The organism is Sphingomonas sp. SP2 (assembly GCF_058313385.1).
In genome coordinates, this window is sequence record NZ_JBZFLD010000001.1 from 436,239 (window position 1) to 452,895 (window position 16,657).

Below are 16,657 nucleotides of genomic sequence, written 5' to 3' on the forward strand. Positions count from 1 at the left end.
TTCAGCACCCATGCTGCAAGCCTCGTCATGCTGAACTCGTTTCAGCATCGATGCCCCCACACGTACCGAAGGCGGGAGTGAAAAGATGGACCCTGAAACAAGTTCAGGGTGACGCTATATGAGGTGCGATGACCGACACCGCCCCCCTCTGGGCCGTTCTTCAGGAAGTCCCCGATCCCGAGATCCCCGCCGTCTCGGTGGTCGAGCTCGGGATCGTCCGCGCGGTTACGCCCGACAAGGTGACCATCACCCCGACCTATTCGGGCTGCCCTGCGACCCTCTTCATCGAGCAGTCGATCCGCGCCGCGCTCGACTCCGCCGGTTACCGGTCGACGGCGATCGAGACCGTCATCGCCCCGCCCTGGACAACCGAGTGGATCACCCCGGAAGGCCGCGAGAAACTCCGCCGCTACGGCATCGCTCCGCCCGAGCCGTCGGGCGAGGTCGCCTGCCCGCAATGCGGGTCGAGCCACGTCGAGGAAGTCAGCCGCTTCGGCTCCACCCCCTGCAAGAGCCAGTGGCGCTGCCGTGACTGCCTCGAGCCCTTCGACCGCTTCAAATGCCATTGAGCGCCGTGCGGCGCCCGTCGAGTCAGGCCGCCAGCGCCCGGTAGATAGTGTCGTAGCGCGCGACTCCCATCGACAGGTCGAACCAGCGCTTGAGCCCCTCGCGGCGCCGCTCGTCGCTGACCGTCAGCCCCGCGACCGCGGCAATGGCTTCGCCATAGGCCGTCTGGTCGAAAGCCCCGACCAGCACCCCGGCGCCCGTCTCGCGGACGATATGGTCGACATCGCCGACCCCGGCATTGGTCACGACCGGCAGCCCGACCGCCAGCAGCTCGCCGAGCTTCACCGGTGAGCTCGCCTGCTTGGAGAAGGTCGGGCGGATGAAGAACAGGCCATAATCCGCCGCCGCGAGATAGTGCGGCACGTCGCTCCGCCCCGCCGACTGGATCCGGATCGCGCTCGCCGGAATGCCGCGCGCCTGCGCCGCCGCCAGGATCGGCCCGGGCGCATCGCGGGTGACGAACAGCATCACCGCCGAGGGGTCCGCACGCCGCTGGACCGCGAAACAGTCGAGCATCTCGCCGAGCATGTACCAGGTGCCGATCGAGCCGAGATAGACCGCGACCTTTGAGTCCTCCGCGATGTCGAGCCGCCGCCGTGCCTCCGCCCGCTGCGCCGGAAGCGAGCGCGAGAAGGCCTCGAGATCGGCGCAGCAGGGGATGACCGTGATCGGCTTGTCCGCGCCGACATGCCAGTCGTCGCGCATGATCCCCCGCGCCCGCTCGGTCAGCACCACCGTATGGTCCGACGCGTCGAGCAGGCTCTTCTCCTGCTTCTTCATCCAGCGATAGATGGCGCCGTACACTGGGTGGCTGGTCGACCACAGGCCGCCCTCGACCCGCTCGTCGGCCCAGAAACCGCGCATGTCGAAGATGAGCTTGGCGCCCGTCAGTTTCTTGTACCGTGATCCGACGAGGGCCGGCATGTAGCTCCGGCAGTGGACGATATCGAAGGCGCGCGGCTTCGACAGGCGGGTGACCAATCGCCACATGGCGCGAAGGTCGCGCAGCTTGGCGATGACTGGCGGGCGCTTGGTATAGGTCAGCGGATGCCAGTCGATCCCGGCCGCCCGGCAGAAGGTCCGGACCGCCAGCATCTCCGCCGCCGACCGTTCGGGCTTCTCGAAGCTGATGAGGGTGATCCGGTGCCCCGCCTTCACCAGCTCGACCAGATAGGCGAGGACCTGGCTCGGCCCCAGCGGGTCGGTCATTCCGTCGTAGCTGAGATAGAGAACATTGGCCGCAGGCCGCGCCTTGAGGAAATTATCCATAAACGCAGGTTAAGAATATGCCCCTGCGCCTCAAAGCGGAACATCTTCCCGATATGCCAGCGGTGGCACCGGAATAGTTCTATTTACTTTGCGCCTCTACTTGCGACTATCAGAACAACTTAACGACGGCCCGCGCTTGCTCCCCTGCGAACGCAGGGGCCCAGTCCCTTTCCTGGCGCTTGCAACGTAGGAAAATAGCTGATTTAAGTACCGCAGCGGTTCGGGTCGGCCCTTTCGGATTCACCAGGAAAGGCTCGGCGCGAAGACCCCGTCCTATGTCAACTTCGTCAACTTCGTCCCTGATTTCGCTCAGCCGCACTGCCCCCGGTGGAGCATCTTGTGGTCGGCCAGGACCAGCGCCACCATCGCCTCGATGACGGGCGCGCCACGGATGCCGACGCAGGGGTCGTGGCGGCCGCCGATGCCGATGCTGCTGGTCGGCTTGAACGCCACCCGGACCCGGATCGGCTGTCCGGTCGAGATGCCGCCGTCGATCCCGCTTGCCAGCATCGCCTCGCGGCTGTCCTTGCCCCGCGCCCGGCCCGCGGCGAAACCCTCGCCGATCTCGACCCCCTTCACCGCATTCACGCCCATGCAGGCCGCGGCGAGGTCGGAATCGAGCTTGGCGTAGATCGGCGCGCCCCAGCCGGCGGGCACGCCCTCGGCGATGCATTCGATGATCGCGCCGAGGCTGTCCTGGTCGCCCCGCGCGGCGTCGAGCAGCGCCTCCCACTTCGCCGGTTCCGCCTCGCCGCCGATCTCGGCCACCCGCGCCTCGATCCGGACTTCGGGAATGACCAACCGCGCCACGGCGCTCGCCGCGACCCGCATGGCAGTCTCGCGCGCGCTCGCCCGGCCCCCGCCGCGCGGATCGCGGAAGCCATATTTGGCATCATAAGCCGCATCGGCATGGCCCGGCCGCGGCGGCAGGCCGGCATAGTCCTTCGACCGCGCATCGACATTCTCGATCATCATCGCGATCGGCGTGCCTGTCGTCCGGCCCTCGAACAGCCCCGACAGGATCCGCACCCGGTCGGGCTCCTGGCGCGGCGAGACGTTCCTGCCCGTCCCCGGCCGCCGTGCGTCGAGGAAGTGCTGGACCTGCTCCTCGCCGAGGGGCAGCCCCGGCGGGCAGCCGTCGACCACCACCCCGATCGCCGGCCCATGGCTCTCGCCCCACGTGGTGAAGCGGAAGAGCCGCCCGAAGCTGTTGACGCTCATGCCCGTTCCTCGATCCGCGCCCCGATCCCCCGCATCGCCTCGCGGAAGGTCGGGAAGCTGGTCGCGATCATCTCGCCCTCCTCGACCGCGACCGGCTCTGCCGCCGCGAGCCCGAGGACGAGGTGGCTCATCGCGATCCGGTGGTCGCCCTCGGTCCGGACCGTGGCCCCGCCCCGGATGGGGCCGCCCCGGATCACCAAGGCATCGCCCTCCGCCCGCGCCTCGACCCCGCAGGCTTTGAGCCCCTCGGCCATCAGCGCGAGCCGGTCGCTTTCCTTGTGGCGGAGCTCGTCCAGGCCCTCGATGCGGGTCTCGCCCCGCGCCCCGGCCGCGACCACGGCGAGGATGGGGATCTCGTCGACCATCGAGGGAATTTCCTCGGGCGTGAATTCGGCCCCGAACAGCGGACCGAAGCGAACCCGGACGTCGCCGATCGTCTCGCCATTCTGGCCGCGGATGTTGCTCATCGCGAGGTCGGCGCCCATCCGCTGCAGCGCCATGACGAAACCCGAGCGATGCGGATTGAGGAGCACGTTCTCGACCGTCACCTCGGATCCCGGCACGATCGCCGCCGCCCCCAGCGCGAAGGCGGCCGAGGAGGGATCGCCCGCGACACTGACCAGCCGTCCCTCAAGGCCGCGCCGCTCTCCGAGCCGGACGGTCCCGCCCTCGACGATAACCTCGACCCCGAATTCGGCGAGCATGATCTCGCTATGGTCTCTGCTCGGGACCGGTTCGCTCACCGCCACCTGTTGGTCGGTACCCAGCCCCGCCAGCAGCACCGCCGACTTGACCTGTGCGCTCGCCGGCACGTTGACGTGATCGATCCCGCGGGTGACCGGCCCGTGCACCGTCAGTGGCAGCGTGTCGCCGCCTTCAAAGCGGACGCCCATGGCCTCGAGCGGGGCCCGAACCCGGCGCATCGGTCGCTTCGACAGGCTCGCGTCGCCGGTGAAGGTCGCGCTGACGCCCTGCCCCGCCGCCGCGCCCATCAGCAGCCGCGCCGAAGTCCCACTATTGCCGCAGTCGATCAGGCCCTCGGGATCGCGCCACGGCCCCCCGATCACCCGCCAGCGCCCCGGCCCGAACCGCTCGACCCGGATCCCGAAGGCGCGGAGCGCAGCGGCGGTCGCAAGCACGTCCTCGCTTTCGAGGAGCCCGGCGATCACGGTCTCGCCGCTCGCCAGCGCGCCAAAGATCAGCGCCCGGTGCGACAGGCTCTTGTCGCCCGGTACCGCGAACCGTCCGGCCAGCGGCCCGCTCGGGGAAGCCACGAGTTTCAGGCGGCGTCTCGCTGCGCGCCCGCGGCGACGAAGGCCCGGACGACCCGGGCGGCCTGGCGCGGATTGAGACGCGGATCGCAGGCACTGGTCCAGCCCTCGCCCTCGTCCCCGCCGGTGCATTCGGCGACGTCTTCGGGCGTCATCTCGAGGTGGAGGCCGCCTGCGTGCACGCCCTCGCTCCGGGCAATGGCGACGAAGGCCGCGACCTCGTCGAGGATCGCCTCCATCCGCCGGACCTTGCGCGAGCCGCCCCGCTCGGTGTTGCCGTGGAGGGGATCGCTGACCCACAAAGGCATGCGCCCGTCCTGCCGGAGCGCCCGCATCAGCGCAGGCAGTCGCCCGCCGATCGCCTCGCCCATACGGACGATGAAGGTCAGCCGCCCGGGTAGCCGCTCGGGATCGAGCCGATCGGCCAGCGCCCGGAGGTCGTCGGCCTCGACCGAACCGAGCTTGACCCCGATCGGGTTGGCGAGGCCGGCGGCGAAGGTGACATGCGCGCCGCCCAGTTGCCGGGTCCGCTCGCCGATCCACAGCATGTGGCCCGACCCGCTCCACCAGCGACCATCCTCCGCCTGCCGGACGAAGGCCTGCTCGTAGGGCAGAAGCAGCGCCTCGTGGCTGAGGAAAAGACCCTCGGGCACGGCGGCGGCGGTCGCGGCGGCGTGCCGGTAGGCCCGCAGCATCCGCTCGGGATCGGGCTCAAGCGCCTCGCGACCGTTGACGATCTCGCCCCGCCAAACCCGGCCCTCGACGGTGCGCGGCTTGGCGAATTGCCCGGCAAGCCGCGCCACCGGCACCACCGGCAACGGAAGCTCGGCCGACAAGTCATCGAACAGGCGCTTCAGTCCCGCCACGTCGGCCGGCGCGAACGTCTCCGCGCAGTCACCGCCCTGGAGCAGCAGCGCCCGGCCCGACGCAGCGCCGGCAAGCCGCTCGCGCAGCGTGTCGATGGCGGAGAGCGTGACCAGCGGCGCGGCGGCGGCGAGGGTCTTCTCGGCTGCGGCAAGCGCCGCGGCATCGGCATAGACCGGCTGCTGCGCCGCGGGGCGCGTGCGCCACAGAGCGGGAGTCCAGCCGGTCGTCACTTCAGGCACCCAGCGCCTTGCCGAGTTCGATCTGCCCCTGCTCCAGCCCCGACGCGGGGATGGTCGCGGTGGCGGGGTCACCGATCTCGGCCAGCCGGTCGAGGATCGCCGAGGCCGCCTCGAGGTCGTCCATGCCCTTGATCGAAATGCCCTTGGTCAGCGTGACATGCGCCTGCTCCACCCCCTGCGCGCCGGCGGCGAGGATGGTCCGGCTCGGCGCATTGTCGGCGACCAGCGCGAGGAGCGCGGGGCTGACGTATTCGGGGCCCAGCAGCTCGAGCGCCTGCGGGGGCAGGAGGTTCTCGGTCATCGCGGTGCGCGCGGTCGGCGCCAGGCAATTGACCTTGATGTTGTTCTTGGCGCCCTCGATCGACAGCGTCTGCATGAGGCCGACGAGCGCCATCTTGGCCGCGCCATAATTGCTCTGGCCGAAATTGCCGTAGAGCCCGCTCGACGAGGTGGTCATGACGATCCGGCCGTAGTTGCGCTCGCGCATGCCGTCCCACACCGCCTTGGTGCAGATGACGCTGCCCATGAGGTGGACGTCTATGACGAGGCGGAACTCGTCGAGGCTCATCTTGGCGAAGCTCTTGTCGCGCAGGATGCCCGCATTGTTGACGAGGATGTCGACCGCACCGGCCTTGCCCACCATCTCGGCAACCGCGGCCTCGTCGGTGACGCTCGCGCCGAATGCTTCTGCAGTGCCGCCCGCGGCCCGGATCTCCTCGACCACGCTTTCGGCGTTGGCGAGCGACTGGGGAATGTCGTTGACGATCACCTTCGCTCCGGCGCGGCCGAGCAGAAGCGCGTGGGTCCGGCCAAGGCCACCCCCGGCGCCGGTGACGATGGCGGTGCGAGCTTCAAGCGAAACGGCCATTCTTCCTACCTCTCCTGGTTGGGCAGGGCAGTAGCGCGCTTGAGCCCGCTGACAAGGCTGGCGAGCGCCGCCGGGTCCGCGCCACACTTGACCAGTGCCGACCCCGCGATGACTCCCGCCGCACCGCTGGCGAGCGCGTCCGCGACCTGCTCCGGGGTCGAGATGCCGAAGCCGAGGATCGGCGGCGGGGCGGCGGCCTCGGCGAGGCCGGCGAACAGGGCGTCATGGTCTAGCGCGAGTTTTTCGCTCGTTCCCGTCACTCCTGCGCGAGCAACGCAGTAAGTATAGCCACCCGACAAGGCCGCGATCCGGTCGAGCACCGGCCGCGGCGTATTGGGCGCGGCGATCATGACGAGTTCGAGCCCGGCGGTCTTGGCGGCCTCGCTGTAGCGCGGGGCCTCAAGGCTGGGGACATCGGCGACGAGGATTGAATCGGCGCCGGCCGCAGCGGCATCGGCCATGAACTGCTCGCGGCCGCGCGCATGGAGAATGTTGGCGTAGGTGAGGATCCCGAACGGGATCGCCGGGTGCCGCGCGCGAAGGTCGCGGATGAGGTCAAAGCTGTCGTCGACCTTCATGCCGGAGCGCAGCGCCCGCTCGGACGCGGCCTGGATGACGGGGCCGTCGGCGACCGGATCGCTGAAGGGGATGCCGACCTCGATCATGTCCGCGCCGCCCTCGACCAGCGCGTCGAGAAGGAGAGCGCTGGTCGCCTTGTCGGGATCGCCGAGCATCAGGAATCCGCCGAACGCACCCTCGCCGCGCTGCTTCAGCCGCGCGAACATCTCGTCGTAGCGGCTCATTGCGCGTCGCCCTTAAGCAGCTTCACCGCGCTCGCCATGTCCTTGTCGCCGCGGCCCGAGAGGTTGACCACGATCACCGTCTCACGCGTCGCCTCGCGCGCCATCTTGAGTGCGAACGCGATGGCGTGAGCGCTTTCGAAGGCGGGGATAATCCCCTCGGAGCGGGCCAGCGCCTGGAATGCATCGAGCGCGTCGGCGTCGGTCACCCCCACATAATCGGCGCGGCCAATCTCGCGAAGATAGGCATGCTCGGGGCCCACGCCCGGATAATCGAGCCCGGCCGACATCGACCAGGTATCGGCGATCTGCCCGTCGCGGTCCTGGAGGAGCAAGGTCTCCGTCCCATGGAGGATCCCTGGCGTCCCCTTGAGGATGGTCGCGCCATGCTCGTGGCCGTGAAGCCCCTTGCCGGCCGCCTCGCAGCCGACGAGGCGGACATCCTCATCGTCGATGAAGTCGGCGAACATGCCGATGGCGTTGGAGCCCCCGCCGACGCAGGCGAGGACGGCGTCTGGGAGGCGGCCCTCGACCTCGAGGACCTGTGCGCGGGCTTCCTTGCCGATCACCCGCTGGAACTGGCGGACCATGGTCGGGAAGGGATGCGGACCGGCCGCGGTGCCGAGGAGATAATGGGTGTCGGCGAAGCTCGCGGTCCAGTCGCGCAGCGCCTCGTTGACCGCGTCCTTCAAGGTCCGATCCCCGGCGGTGACGGGGACGACCTTGGCCCCCATCAGCTCCATCCGGAAGACGTTCAGCTGCTGCCGGGCGACGTCGTCCGCGCCCATGTAGATTTCGGTTTCGAGCCCGAAGAGCGCACCGGCGAGCGCAGTCGCGACGCCATGCTGCCCGGCGCCGGTCTCGGCGATGAGCCGGGTCTTGCCCATCCGCTTAGCGAGAAGCGCCTGGCCGAGCACCTGGTTGGTCTTGTGCGCGCCGCCGTGAAGCAGGTCCTCGCGCTTGAGGTAGATGCGCGCGGGCGTGTCGGCGCCGAGGTTGCGACAGCGGGTCAGCGGAGTGGGGCGACCCGCATAGGTGGCGAGCAAGGCGTCGAGCTCGGCTCGGAAGCCCGTATCGGCCTCGGCTTCGAGGAAGGCGCCCTCGAGCTGCTCGAGCGCGGGCACCAGGATCTCGGGCACGAAGCATCCGCCGAAGCGCCCGAACCGTCCATCATGCTTCATTTCGTGTCACTCCGTGTCGGCAGGCGAAGCGCGTCGAACAGCGCCCTCACCTTGGCCGGATCCTTGATTCCGGGGGCGGATTCGAGCCGCGAGCTGGCGTCGAGGCCATGAACGCCCGTGGCCTGTGCCGCCCGGGCATTGTCGGGACCGATCCCGCCCGCGAGAAATGCCGACGCCCTGGCCGGATGCGCGCGGACCGCGTCCCAGTCGCAAGGCTCGCCGGTCCCGCCGCCGGGGGAATCGAACAAGTGCCGGTCGCCGCCGCGCTCCTCGAAGCCCGCGGTCCAGATTTCACCGTCGAAGCGGTCGCGAAGGGCCGCCACGTCGGCGGGAGTCTCCTGGCCATGCAGCTGAACCGCTGCGAGGTCGAGCTTGGCCGCGAGTTCGGCGACCTTCCCCGGTTCACGATCACGGAATACGCCGACCGGCTTGAGACCGTGGCTACGGGCGGTTTCGGCAAGCGCCTCCGCCTCCTCGGCCGAAAGCGCCCGCGGGGTGCCAGGGACGAGGATCAGCCCTGCATGGGTTGCGCCCGCCGCCGCGGCCGCCGCGATATCCTCGGGCTGGGTCAGGCCACAGATTTTCACCCGCCCGAAGAGCAAGGCCCGGGTCGCCTCATGCATGTCGTTCGCCGCCATCAGCGACGAGCCGACGAGGAAAGCGTCGGCATGGGGGCTCAAACGCTCGGTATCGGTGCGGGTCGCGACCCCCGATTCGCTGACGAGCGTCACGCCGGCAGGCACGCGACCCGCGAGGCGCTCGGTGACGGCGAGGTCGGTCCGAAGACTCTTGAGATCGCGATTGTTGATCCCGACGAGGGTCGCGCCGAGCGCCAGCGCGCGGTCGAGCTCGGCCTCGTCATGGACTTCGACCAGCACGTCCATCCCGAGCCGCGCGGCCTCGGCCATCACCGCCCTGGCCTCATCGTCGCCGAGCACCGAGAGCATGCACAGCACCGCGTCCGCCCCGTGGCGCCGCGCCTCGGCGACCTGGGCGGGGACGACCACGAAATCCTTGGCGATGATCGGGCCGTCGAAACGGCTCCGGACGCGGTCGAGCGCGTCGAAGGAGCCGCCGAAATAGCGCGCGTCGGTAAGCACGCTGACCGCCTCGGTGACGCCGGCATAGGCCGCGATGGCGGTGTCGACGGAATGCGCCGAGCGATGCCCCGAGGGCGAGGCCCGCTTCACTTCGGTGATGAAGCGCGCGCCCGGCTGCGCGAGCGCCGCGCGAAGGCTCCGGCTGGTCGGAGCGATGCCCGTCGAATCGAAGCCGCGCAGCCGCTCGGCGACCTCGCGCCTCTTGTGGGCGACAATCTCTCCCAAAACGTCAGCCACGGCTCGCCTCCACCACGGCGGCGAGGGTGCGGCCCGCGGCGCCCGAGCGGAGCGTGTCGAGCGCCAGCGCGCTGCCCTCGGCGAAAGTCGAGGCCCGACCGGCGGTCCACAGCAGGGCGCCGGCATTGAGCGCTACCGCCTGCTGGTCGGCCGCGTGGCCTCCGCCGCCAAGGAGGTCGCTCAGCCGGGCGGCATTGTCGGCGGGGTCGCCACCTTCGATCTCGTGAAGCGCACCTCGCTCGAAGCCGGCTTCCTCGGGCGTCAGCACCAGTTCCTCGAGCTCGCCGCCGCTGACCCTTATGGCGCGCGTCTCGCCGTGGAGCGCAATCTCGTCGGTGCCCGCGCCATGCACCACCAGCGCCTCGCGCGTGCCGAGCGCGGCCAGCACCTGCGCAATCCGGCGCAGCATTCGCGGATCGGCGACTCCGAGCAGCTGAACCGGTGGCCGCGCCGGATTCACGCAGGGGCCGAGGAGGTTCATCACCGTCCGCACCGACAATTGCCGCCGCACGATGCCGGCATGCTTCATCCCCGGGTGATAGGCCGGTGCGAACAGGAAGGTGAAGCCGGTCTCATCGAGGAGGGCCCGAGCGCGATCGGGGCAGAGTTCCAGCGCGACCCCCATCTGCTCGAGCACGTCGGCCGAGCCGCAGCGGCTCGAGACCGAGCGATTGCCATGCTTGACCACCGGCAGTCCGGCGGCCGCGGCGACGAGGCCGGCGGCGGTCGAGACGTTGATCGTGCCCGCCCCGTCGCCGCCCGTCCCGCAGCAGTCGGCAAACAGCCCCTCGGGCCGTTCGAACGGGGTGGCCGCCGCGAGCAGGGCCTGCGCCGCGCCGATCATCTCCTCGGGCGTCTCGCCCTTCATCCGGAGCGCGATCAGCATGCCGCCGATCTCCCCCGGCTCGAGCCGGCCGAGCACCAGCCGCTCGAACAGATGCTGGGCCTCGTCGGCGTTGAGGTCCTCGCCCGCCAGCAGGCGCGGCAGGGGATTGGGGACCGGGCCGGTGTCGACCGGCGGCTCGGACGGGATGACGGCCGTGAACTGGGCAGTGGGACTCATGGGACGAAGGCTTTCGGGACGAGGGCACAAAAAAGCCCGCCTGGAGGGGCGGGCGGCGGGTCGCTTGAGGGTCGGGGGAACGCGTTCAGTTCACCGCCAACGCCATCGCGCTGCCGCCGGGATTGCCCACCACTGATGCCAGGTCTTGGTCACGGGCGCCTTCTTCCCGGCGCGACGCCAACTTGTCAACCGCCGGGGACCGGGCCACGACACGGGCTATGGGCCATAGGATCACCATCGCCGGGGCGGGAAGCATCGGCTGTTTCGTCGGCGGCCTGGCCGCGCTCGGCGGCAACGAGGTGACCCTGCTCGGCCGCGCGGCAATCGTCGAGACCGTCCGGGAGAAAGGGCTCCAGCTGACCAGCCTTGAAGGCTGGAGCGAGACGATCCAGCCCCGGCAGGTGCGCGCCACCACCGATCCCACCGAGGCCCTCGCGGATGCGGAAATCGTCCTGGTCACCGTAAAGGGTGGCCAAACGAGCGAGATGGCGGCGCTGATCGCCGCGCACGCACCCACCGATGCCGACATCGTCAGCCTCCAGAACGGCCTCGACAATGCCGCTCGGCTGCGCGCCGCGCTGCCCGGCCATCAGGTCCATGGCGGAATGGTCAGCTTCAACGTCCTCAACCTTGGCGGCGGTGCCTTCCACCGTGGGACCAGCGGCCCGATCGTGATCGAGGAAGTAGCCGGCATCGCCCCCTTGTTCGTGGCCCCGCACCTCGACTTCGTGGTTCACCAGCGCATGGACGAGGTGCTCGCCGGCAAGCTCCTCTACAATCTCAACAATGCGCTGAATGCTCTGTCCGGCCTGACACTCGCCGAGCAGCTCGCCGACCGCCGCTGGCGACGCCTGTTCGCTGCGGCGCAGGAGGAAGCACTTGCGGTCTTCCGGGCCGAGGGAATCACCCCCTGGAGCATGAGCAAGGTCCCGGTCACCCGGATGCCACGCATGCTCCGGCTGCCGAATCTCCTCTTCCGGCAGCTTGCCAAGCGTGGCGTAAAAATCGACCGGACCGCCCGCTCGTCGATGTGGGAGGACCTCGAACGGCGCCGCCCGACCGAGATCGACGACCTCCAGGGCGCGATCATCCGGCGCGGCGAAAAGTGCGGAATTCCGACCCCCGTCAATCGCGCCATCGCCGCCGCCATCCGCGCCGCCGAACAGGCGGGTGCCGGCAGCCCGCGCCTTTCCCCCGACCGCGTCGCGGGTTCGACTTCTTAACTCGGTCTCAACCCTCTCCGGGCTAGCTGGCACGGACAGGAGTCTGACCCGAACGATGTACGAGGCCCCCGACCGTTACAAACGCATGATCGCCGCCAGGCTTCCGGACGGCGAGTCGGCGGGTTTCGCCCGCGACAGCGGCGGCGCGGGTTCGCCGCTGCGGGATGCGCAGCTCATCGCGCGGGGCCATCTCGCCCCCTTCTTCGCGCTCACCAACACCGTCGCCGCCATCCTCTTCGCCGCGGCCCTGTGGGGCTCGGTGGACGCGCTGTGGCTGGCCGGCTGGGTCGGCGGCGTCGCTATGGTCAACTTCCTCGCCATGCGCTGGAGCCAGAGCCAGGCGGTGACCTGCGTCGGTCGCTCGGGCCAGACCGTGCCCGATTATGTCATGATCGGCGACGTGATCGCCCGGGCGATGGTTTGGCTGAGCCTCCCACTCTACCTCTTCTCGTCGCTGTCGACCGGCGGCCAGATGATCGCCGGGACGCTGATCGCCGGCGTCGGCGTCGCCGGGCTCGGCCTCGTCGTCATCTTCTCCTGCGCCGTCGCCTGGATGAGCGCCTTCACCCTCGGCTTGTCGGGCGCGCTGCTGCTGATGCAGTCGACCGTCGGCTTCCAGCAATTGCTGTCAATGCTGTTCGTGCTCGGGGTCGCCGTCTTTGGCGTCCTCACCGTCGCTCGCTGGGCCGCGGGGCAGCTCAAGACCAACGCCGACATGGGTTCGCAGTCCGAAAGCGCCTCGCTCCTCCTCCAGGAATATGAGCAGCGCGGCGTGGGCTGGCTGTGGCAAGTCGATGCGGAGAATCGCGTCGTCTACATCTCGAGCCGAATGGGCGCCCTCATCGGCCGTCCCTCGACCCAGATCCTCGGCCATTCGCTGCCCGCCCTGCTCGGTGGCCATGCCGAGCTCGGCCGGGTCCTCCTCGACAAGCAGCAATTCACCAATCTCGAGATGGAGCTGAAGACCGCGCGCGGCCATCGCTGGATCTCGCTGTCGGGCGACCCGATCATCGACACCGCGGGCCGATTCGAGGGCTTCCGCGGGGTCGGGCTCGACATCACCGACGTCCGCCACACGCAGGAGCGTCTGACCCACCTCGCCAATGTCGACGTGCTGTCGGGCCTGCCCAATCGCGGCCGGGTCCGCCAGCTCCTAGGCGAGGCGCTGCGCGCCGCGACCGCCGGCAATGTGCCGTGCGCGATCATGTTCCTCGACCTCGACGGGTTCAAACCGGTCAACGACACCTTCGGTCACCCCAAGGGTGACGCGGTGCTCCAGGCGGTGGCCAAGCGGCTGTGCGACGAAGTCGGCGCCGACGGCCATGTCGGCCGCCTCGGCGGCGACGAATTCGCGATCGTCATCCCGGACGCGCAGAGCCGCCGCAAGATCGAGCAGCTCGCCGACCGGATTATCGTCGCGATCGCCGAGCCCTTCCTCATCGACGGGACCGAAATCCGGATCGGCGTCTCGGTCGGCTGTGCCTTCGGGCCGATCGACGGGGCGACGGTCGACGACCTCATCTTGAAGGCCGACCTTGCCCTTTACCAGGCGAAGGATGCCGGCCGGGGCGTGGTCCGCTACTTCAGTTCCGAGCTGCAGAGCGAGCAGGAGGACCGGGTCCGTCTCGAGGCCGACCTGCGCTCCGCGCTCGAGGCCAAGCAGTTCCACCTCGCCTTCCAGCCGCTGGTCAGCGCCAAGAACCAGAAGCTGGTCGGGTTCGAGGCGCTGGTCCGCTGGAACCACCCGCGGCGTGGCTTCGTGCCGCCCAACGTCTTCATTCCGGTGGCCGAGGAATGCGGCCTGATGGGCCCCTTGGGCGAATTCATCATCGAGGAGGCCTGCCGCGCCGCCGCGAGCTGGCCCGAGCCGATCACGGTCGCGCTCAACGTCAGCCCCAAGCAGATCATCCTGCCGAACCTGCCCAATGTCGTCAGCCAGGCGCTCGCCCGGCACCGGCTCCCGGGCAACCGGATCGAGCTCGAAGTGACCGAGGGCGTGTTCCTCGACAGCTCGAGCCGCAGCCTCGACATTCTCGGCCGCCTGCGCGCGCTCGGCGTCGGGATCGCGCTCGACGACTTCGGCACCGGCTATTCGTCGATCGGCTATCTGAACAAGGCCGTCTTCCACAAACTGAAGATCGACGGCAGCTTCGTCCGCGACGCGGGCACCCGGCCGGGCAACGTCGCGATCATCAAGTCGATCGTGCAGCTCGCCAAGGATTTCCGCATGTCGGTCACCGCCGAAGGCGTAGAGACGGCCGAGGATTTCGAGCGCATGCGCGAACTCGGCTGCGACACGATCCAGGGCTATCTGTTCGGCAAGCCGCTCTCCTACGAGCGCGCCAACCAGCTCGTCACCGGGCTGGGCGCCCGCAAGATGGCGAGCTAGGCCTCGGCCAGCGTCTTGCGCACCGCCGCGCCGAGCGCATCGGCGCGGAACGGCTTGGGAAGCAATGATGCATTGGGCGCGGCCGCCCGGATCGCGTCGGTCTCGCTGTAGCCCGAGACGAACAGGATCGGCTGATCGGGCCGCTCCTCGCGCATCGCGGTGGCGATCTCGGCGCCCGACATTCCGGGCATGAGATAATCGAGCACGACGAGATCGGGTGCCGAATGGTGGAATTCGGCCAGCGCGCCCTCGCCGTCGCCGGCCTCGCGGACGCTGTAGCCGAGCTCCTCGAGGCTGTTCACGATGAAGCCGCGGACGTCGGGATCGTCGTCCACCACCAGCACGTCGGCCGTGGCATGGCGGCTTTCGCTGGCCTCCACCGCCGCGCTTCCGGTCACCAATTCCCCCGCCGCGACATCGGCCTTGCGGAAATAGAGCCGGACCGTGGTCCCTTCGCCAGCCTCACTCTCGATCCGCGCGGTCCCGCCCGACTGACGGGCGACGCCATAGACCATCGACAATCCTAGCCCCGTGCCCCGACCCACTTCCTTGGTGGTGAAGAAGGGCTCGAAGGCGCGGCCGAGCACATCCTCGGGCATGCCCGTCCCGGTGTCGGAGATGCTGAGCTCGATATAATCGCCGGGCTCGAGCTCGGGATCGCCGCTGATCGCGAGCTTGCGCGTCGCGAAGCTCAGCAAACCGCCGTCGGGCATGGCGTCACGGGCATTGATGGCGAGGTTGAGCACGGCGAGCTCGAGCTGGGTCGGATCGGCCAGCACCGGCATCGACTCGCCGTCGAGCGCGAACCTCTTCTCGATCCCCGGCCCGAGCACGTTGCGAAGCAGCGGCCGCATGTTCTCGATCAGCGGCGCGACCAGGGTCGGCTTGACCTCGAGCCGCTGGACCCGGCTGAACGCCAGCAGCTGCGCGGTGAGGCGGGCGCCGCGCTCGGCGGCCTCGAGCGCGTTGCGGGCATAGCGCTCGAGCTTGGCGTCGTTGCTGCGCTTCACGATGAGGTCGAGCCCGCCGACCACCACCGTCAGCAGATTGTTGAAGTCATGCGCGATGCCGCCGGTGAGCTGGCCGAGCGCTTCCATCTTCTGGCTCTGGCGAAGCTGCTCCTGCGCCCCGCGAAGCTCGGACACGTCGCGCGCTTCCCCGACGAGGTAGATCGGCTTGCCGTCCTCTCCGAGCACCGGCTTGATCGAGGTGACATGGGTCTGCTTGCGGCCGTCGACCGTGACTTCGATCTCGGCCTGGCCCGTCTCGCCGGTCGCGCCGCGCTCGATCAGCGAGCGGATCGTCGCCTGCGCCGACGGATTGCCCGCGACCGGTGGAAGGTCCCACGCCTTGCGCCCGACCAGAAGATTGCTGCCGATCCCCATGGCCTGGAGCGCGGTCTGGTTGACCTCCACATAATCGCCCTGCGGGGTCATCAGCGCGATCATCTCGAGTGCGGTATCGAACACCGCCCGGAAGCGTGCCTCGCTGGCCGACAATTGCGCGGTCTGCGCCTTGACCTCAGCCCGCAGCTGCAGTTCGCCGAGCTTGGCCGGGGTGACGTCGAAGGCAGCGCCGATGAAGCCGATCAGCTCGCCGTCCGCACCGAACCGCGGCGACGAGACCGAACGCAGCCATCGCCACTCGCCATCGGCCCGGCGATAGCGTGCCTCGAGCGTGAAGGGCTGGCGGCTGGCCTCCCCGGCCATGCTCTCGACCACCATCCGCTCGAAGTCCTCGGGGTGGATCCATTCACGCCATTCGTGGGTGTTGACCTGATCGGGCCCGATGCCGGCGAATTCGAGATAGGCGTCGTTGACGAACTCGCGGTGCCGGTCGAGCCGGGTGACCCACATGATCACCGGCGCGCTGTTGGCGATCCGCCGGAAGCGCGCCTCGGATTCGCGCAGCGCCCGCTCGGCGACGCGCTGCTCGGTCACGTCCTGGACGATGACCACGATGCCGCTGACCTCGCCGTCGGGCTCGACCTGCGGGAGATATTCGGTCTGGAGCGCGATCGGACCGCGGGTCGGATGCTCGAACGGCGCCGCGAACCATTGCCGCTCGCCGGCCAGCGCCGCGCGGATCATGGGTTCGCGGGTGCGATAGGCCGCCTCCCCGACAATTTCGCGCAGGGTGGCGCCGAGGATCCGCCCGCGCGGCCGCTCGAAGAATTCGGCCAATGCCCGATTGCAGAAGCGGTAGCGCTCGTCCCGGTCGATCAGCGCGATCGGCATGGGCAAGGCGTCGGCAATCGCCAGCACCCGACCGAAGTCGAAGCCGTCGCCGCCTCTCGCCCGCATCTCTTCCATATCGGCAATTTAGCGAATGGTAGCGGGCGGCCAAGCCCGCTTTTCACCTG

At 69.3% G+C, this 16,657-nt stretch carries 13 protein-coding genes; 3 read left to right on the forward strand and 10 right to left on the reverse strand.

Translation table 11 applies throughout. From position 1 onward, the window contains the following. Nucleotides 1-128: 128 nt before the first annotated feature. Nucleotides 129-569, forward strand: coding sequence for a 1,2-phenylacetyl-CoA epoxidase subunit PaaD (gene paaD, locus AC4GYU_RS02270; protein ID WP_491085284.1), 441 nt, complete (start codon nt 129-131; stop codon nt 567-569). A gap of 22 nt (nt 570-591) precedes the next feature. Here paaD and AC4GYU_RS02275 read toward each other — a convergent pair whose 3' ends face one another. The 9 genes from AC4GYU_RS02275 to trpD all read right to left on the reverse strand — a co-directional run bounded on the left by AC4GYU_RS02275 (nt 592) and on the right by trpD (nt 10,683). Further along, on the reverse strand, nt 592-1,836 hold the full coding sequence (locus AC4GYU_RS02275) for a glycosyltransferase (protein WP_491085285.1): 1,245 nt from the start codon (nt 1,834-1,836) through the stop codon (nt 592-594). A gap of 309 nt (nt 1,837-2,145) precedes the next feature. Then, nucleotides 2,146-3,057, reverse strand: coding sequence for a chorismate synthase (locus AC4GYU_RS02280; protein ID WP_491085286.1), 912 nt, complete (start codon nt 3,055-3,057; stop codon nt 2,146-2,148). Beyond that, a complete protein-coding gene (aroA, locus tag AC4GYU_RS02285; RefSeq protein ID WP_491085287.1) occupies nt 3,054-4,331 on the reverse strand; it encodes a 3-phosphoshikimate 1-carboxyvinyltransferase in 1,278 nt (425 codons plus the stop codon). The genes AC4GYU_RS02280 and aroA overlap by 4 nt, the downstream gene beginning before the upstream one ends. A gap of 5 nt (nt 4,332-4,336) precedes the next feature. Continuing rightward, on the reverse strand, nt 4,337-5,434 hold the full coding sequence (locus tag AC4GYU_RS02290; RefSeq protein ID WP_491085288.1) for a 3-deoxy-7-phosphoheptulonate synthase: 1,098 nt from the start codon (nt 5,432-5,434) through the stop codon (nt 4,337-4,339). Beyond that, nucleotides 5,427-6,302, reverse strand: a complete 876-nt coding sequence (locus AC4GYU_RS02295; RefSeq protein ID WP_491085289.1) for an SDR family NAD(P)-dependent oxidoreductase — start codon at nt 6,300-6,302, stop codon at nt 5,427-5,429. Before AC4GYU_RS02295 ends, AC4GYU_RS02290 begins: the two co-directional genes overlap by 8 nt. 5 nt (nt 6,303-6,307) lie before the next feature. Further along, nucleotides 6,308-7,105 (reverse strand): tryptophan synthase subunit alpha, encoded by a 798-nt coding sequence (gene trpA, locus AC4GYU_RS02300; RefSeq protein WP_491085290.1) that lies wholly within the window; start codon nt 7,103-7,105, stop codon nt 6,308-6,310. Then, nucleotides 7,102-8,283 (reverse strand): tryptophan synthase subunit beta, encoded by a 1,182-nt coding sequence (gene trpB / locus AC4GYU_RS02305; protein ID WP_491085291.1) that lies wholly within the window; start codon nt 8,281-8,283, stop codon nt 7,102-7,104. Before trpB ends, trpA begins: the two co-directional genes overlap by 4 nt. Continuing rightward, nucleotides 8,280-9,620, reverse strand: a complete 1,341-nt coding sequence (gene trpCF / locus AC4GYU_RS02310; RefSeq protein ID WP_491085292.1) for a bifunctional indole-3-glycerol-phosphate synthase TrpC/phosphoribosylanthranilate isomerase TrpF — start codon at nt 9,618-9,620, stop codon at nt 8,280-8,282. Before trpCF ends, trpB begins: the two co-directional genes overlap by 4 nt. Further along, a complete protein-coding gene (gene trpD, locus AC4GYU_RS02315) occupies nt 9,613-10,683 on the reverse strand; it encodes an anthranilate phosphoribosyltransferase (protein ID WP_491085293.1) in 1,071 nt (356 codons plus the stop codon). Before trpD ends, trpCF begins: the two co-directional genes overlap by 8 nt. A gap of 218 nt (nt 10,684-10,901) precedes the next feature. Here trpD and AC4GYU_RS02320 point away from each other — a divergent pair, with 218 nt between their 5' ends. After that, nucleotides 10,902-11,906 (forward strand): 2-dehydropantoate 2-reductase, encoded by a 1,005-nt coding sequence (locus tag AC4GYU_RS02320; RefSeq protein ID WP_491085294.1) that lies wholly within the window; start codon nt 10,902-10,904, stop codon nt 11,904-11,906. Nucleotides 11,907-11,991: 85 nt separating this feature from the next. Beyond that, nucleotides 11,992-14,295 (forward strand): putative bifunctional diguanylate cyclase/phosphodiesterase, encoded by a 2,304-nt coding sequence (locus AC4GYU_RS02325; protein WP_491085295.1) that lies wholly within the window; start codon nt 11,992-11,994, stop codon nt 14,293-14,295. Here AC4GYU_RS02325 and AC4GYU_RS02330 read toward each other — a convergent pair. After that, entirely contained in the window at nt 14,292-16,598 is a 2,307-nt protein-coding gene (locus AC4GYU_RS02330; RefSeq protein ID WP_491085296.1) for a PAS domain-containing protein, read from the reverse strand. The genes AC4GYU_RS02325 and AC4GYU_RS02330 overlap by 4 nt on opposite strands. Nucleotides 16,599-16,657: the final 59 nt, after the last annotated feature.

What these genes read in the sequence shown, in the direction of transcription:
- AC4GYU_RS02275 (WP_491085285.1), bottom strand. Translation starts at nt 1,836, where the DNA reads ATGGATAATTTCCTCAAGGCGCGGCCTGCGGCCAATGTTCTCTATCTC.
- paaD (WP_491085284.1), top strand. Translation starts at nt 129, where the DNA reads ATGACCGACACCGCCCCCCTCTGGGCCGTTCTTCAGGAAGTCCCCGAT.
- AC4GYU_RS02320 (WP_491085294.1), top strand. Translation starts at nt 10,902, where the DNA reads ATGGGCCATAGGATCACCATCGCCGGGGCGGGAAGCATCGGCTGTTTC.
- AC4GYU_RS02330 (WP_491085296.1), bottom strand. Translation starts at nt 16,598, where the DNA reads ATGCGGGCGAGAGGCGGCGACGGCTTCGACTTCGGTCGGGTGCTGGCG.
- AC4GYU_RS02295 (WP_491085289.1), bottom strand. Translation starts at nt 6,302, where the DNA reads ATGGCCGTTTCGCTTGAAGCTCGCACCGCCATCGTCACCGGCGCCGGG.
- trpB (WP_491085291.1), bottom strand. Translation starts at nt 8,283, where the DNA reads ATGAAGCATGATGGACGGTTCGGGCGCTTCGGCGGATGCTTCGTGCCC.
- trpA (WP_491085290.1), bottom strand. Translation starts at nt 7,105, where the DNA reads ATGAGCCGCTACGACGAGATGTTCGCGCGGCTGAAGCAGCGCGGCGAG.
- AC4GYU_RS02325 (WP_491085295.1), top strand. Translation starts at nt 11,992, where the DNA reads ATGATCGCCGCCAGGCTTCCGGACGGCGAGTCGGCGGGTTTCGCCCGC.
- trpD (WP_491085293.1), bottom strand. Translation starts at nt 10,683, where the DNA reads ATGAGTCCCACTGCCCAGTTCACGGCCGTCATCCCGTCCGAGCCGCCG.
- AC4GYU_RS02280 (WP_491085286.1), bottom strand. Translation starts at nt 3,057, where the DNA reads ATGAGCGTCAACAGCTTCGGGCGGCTCTTCCGCTTCACCACGTGGGGC.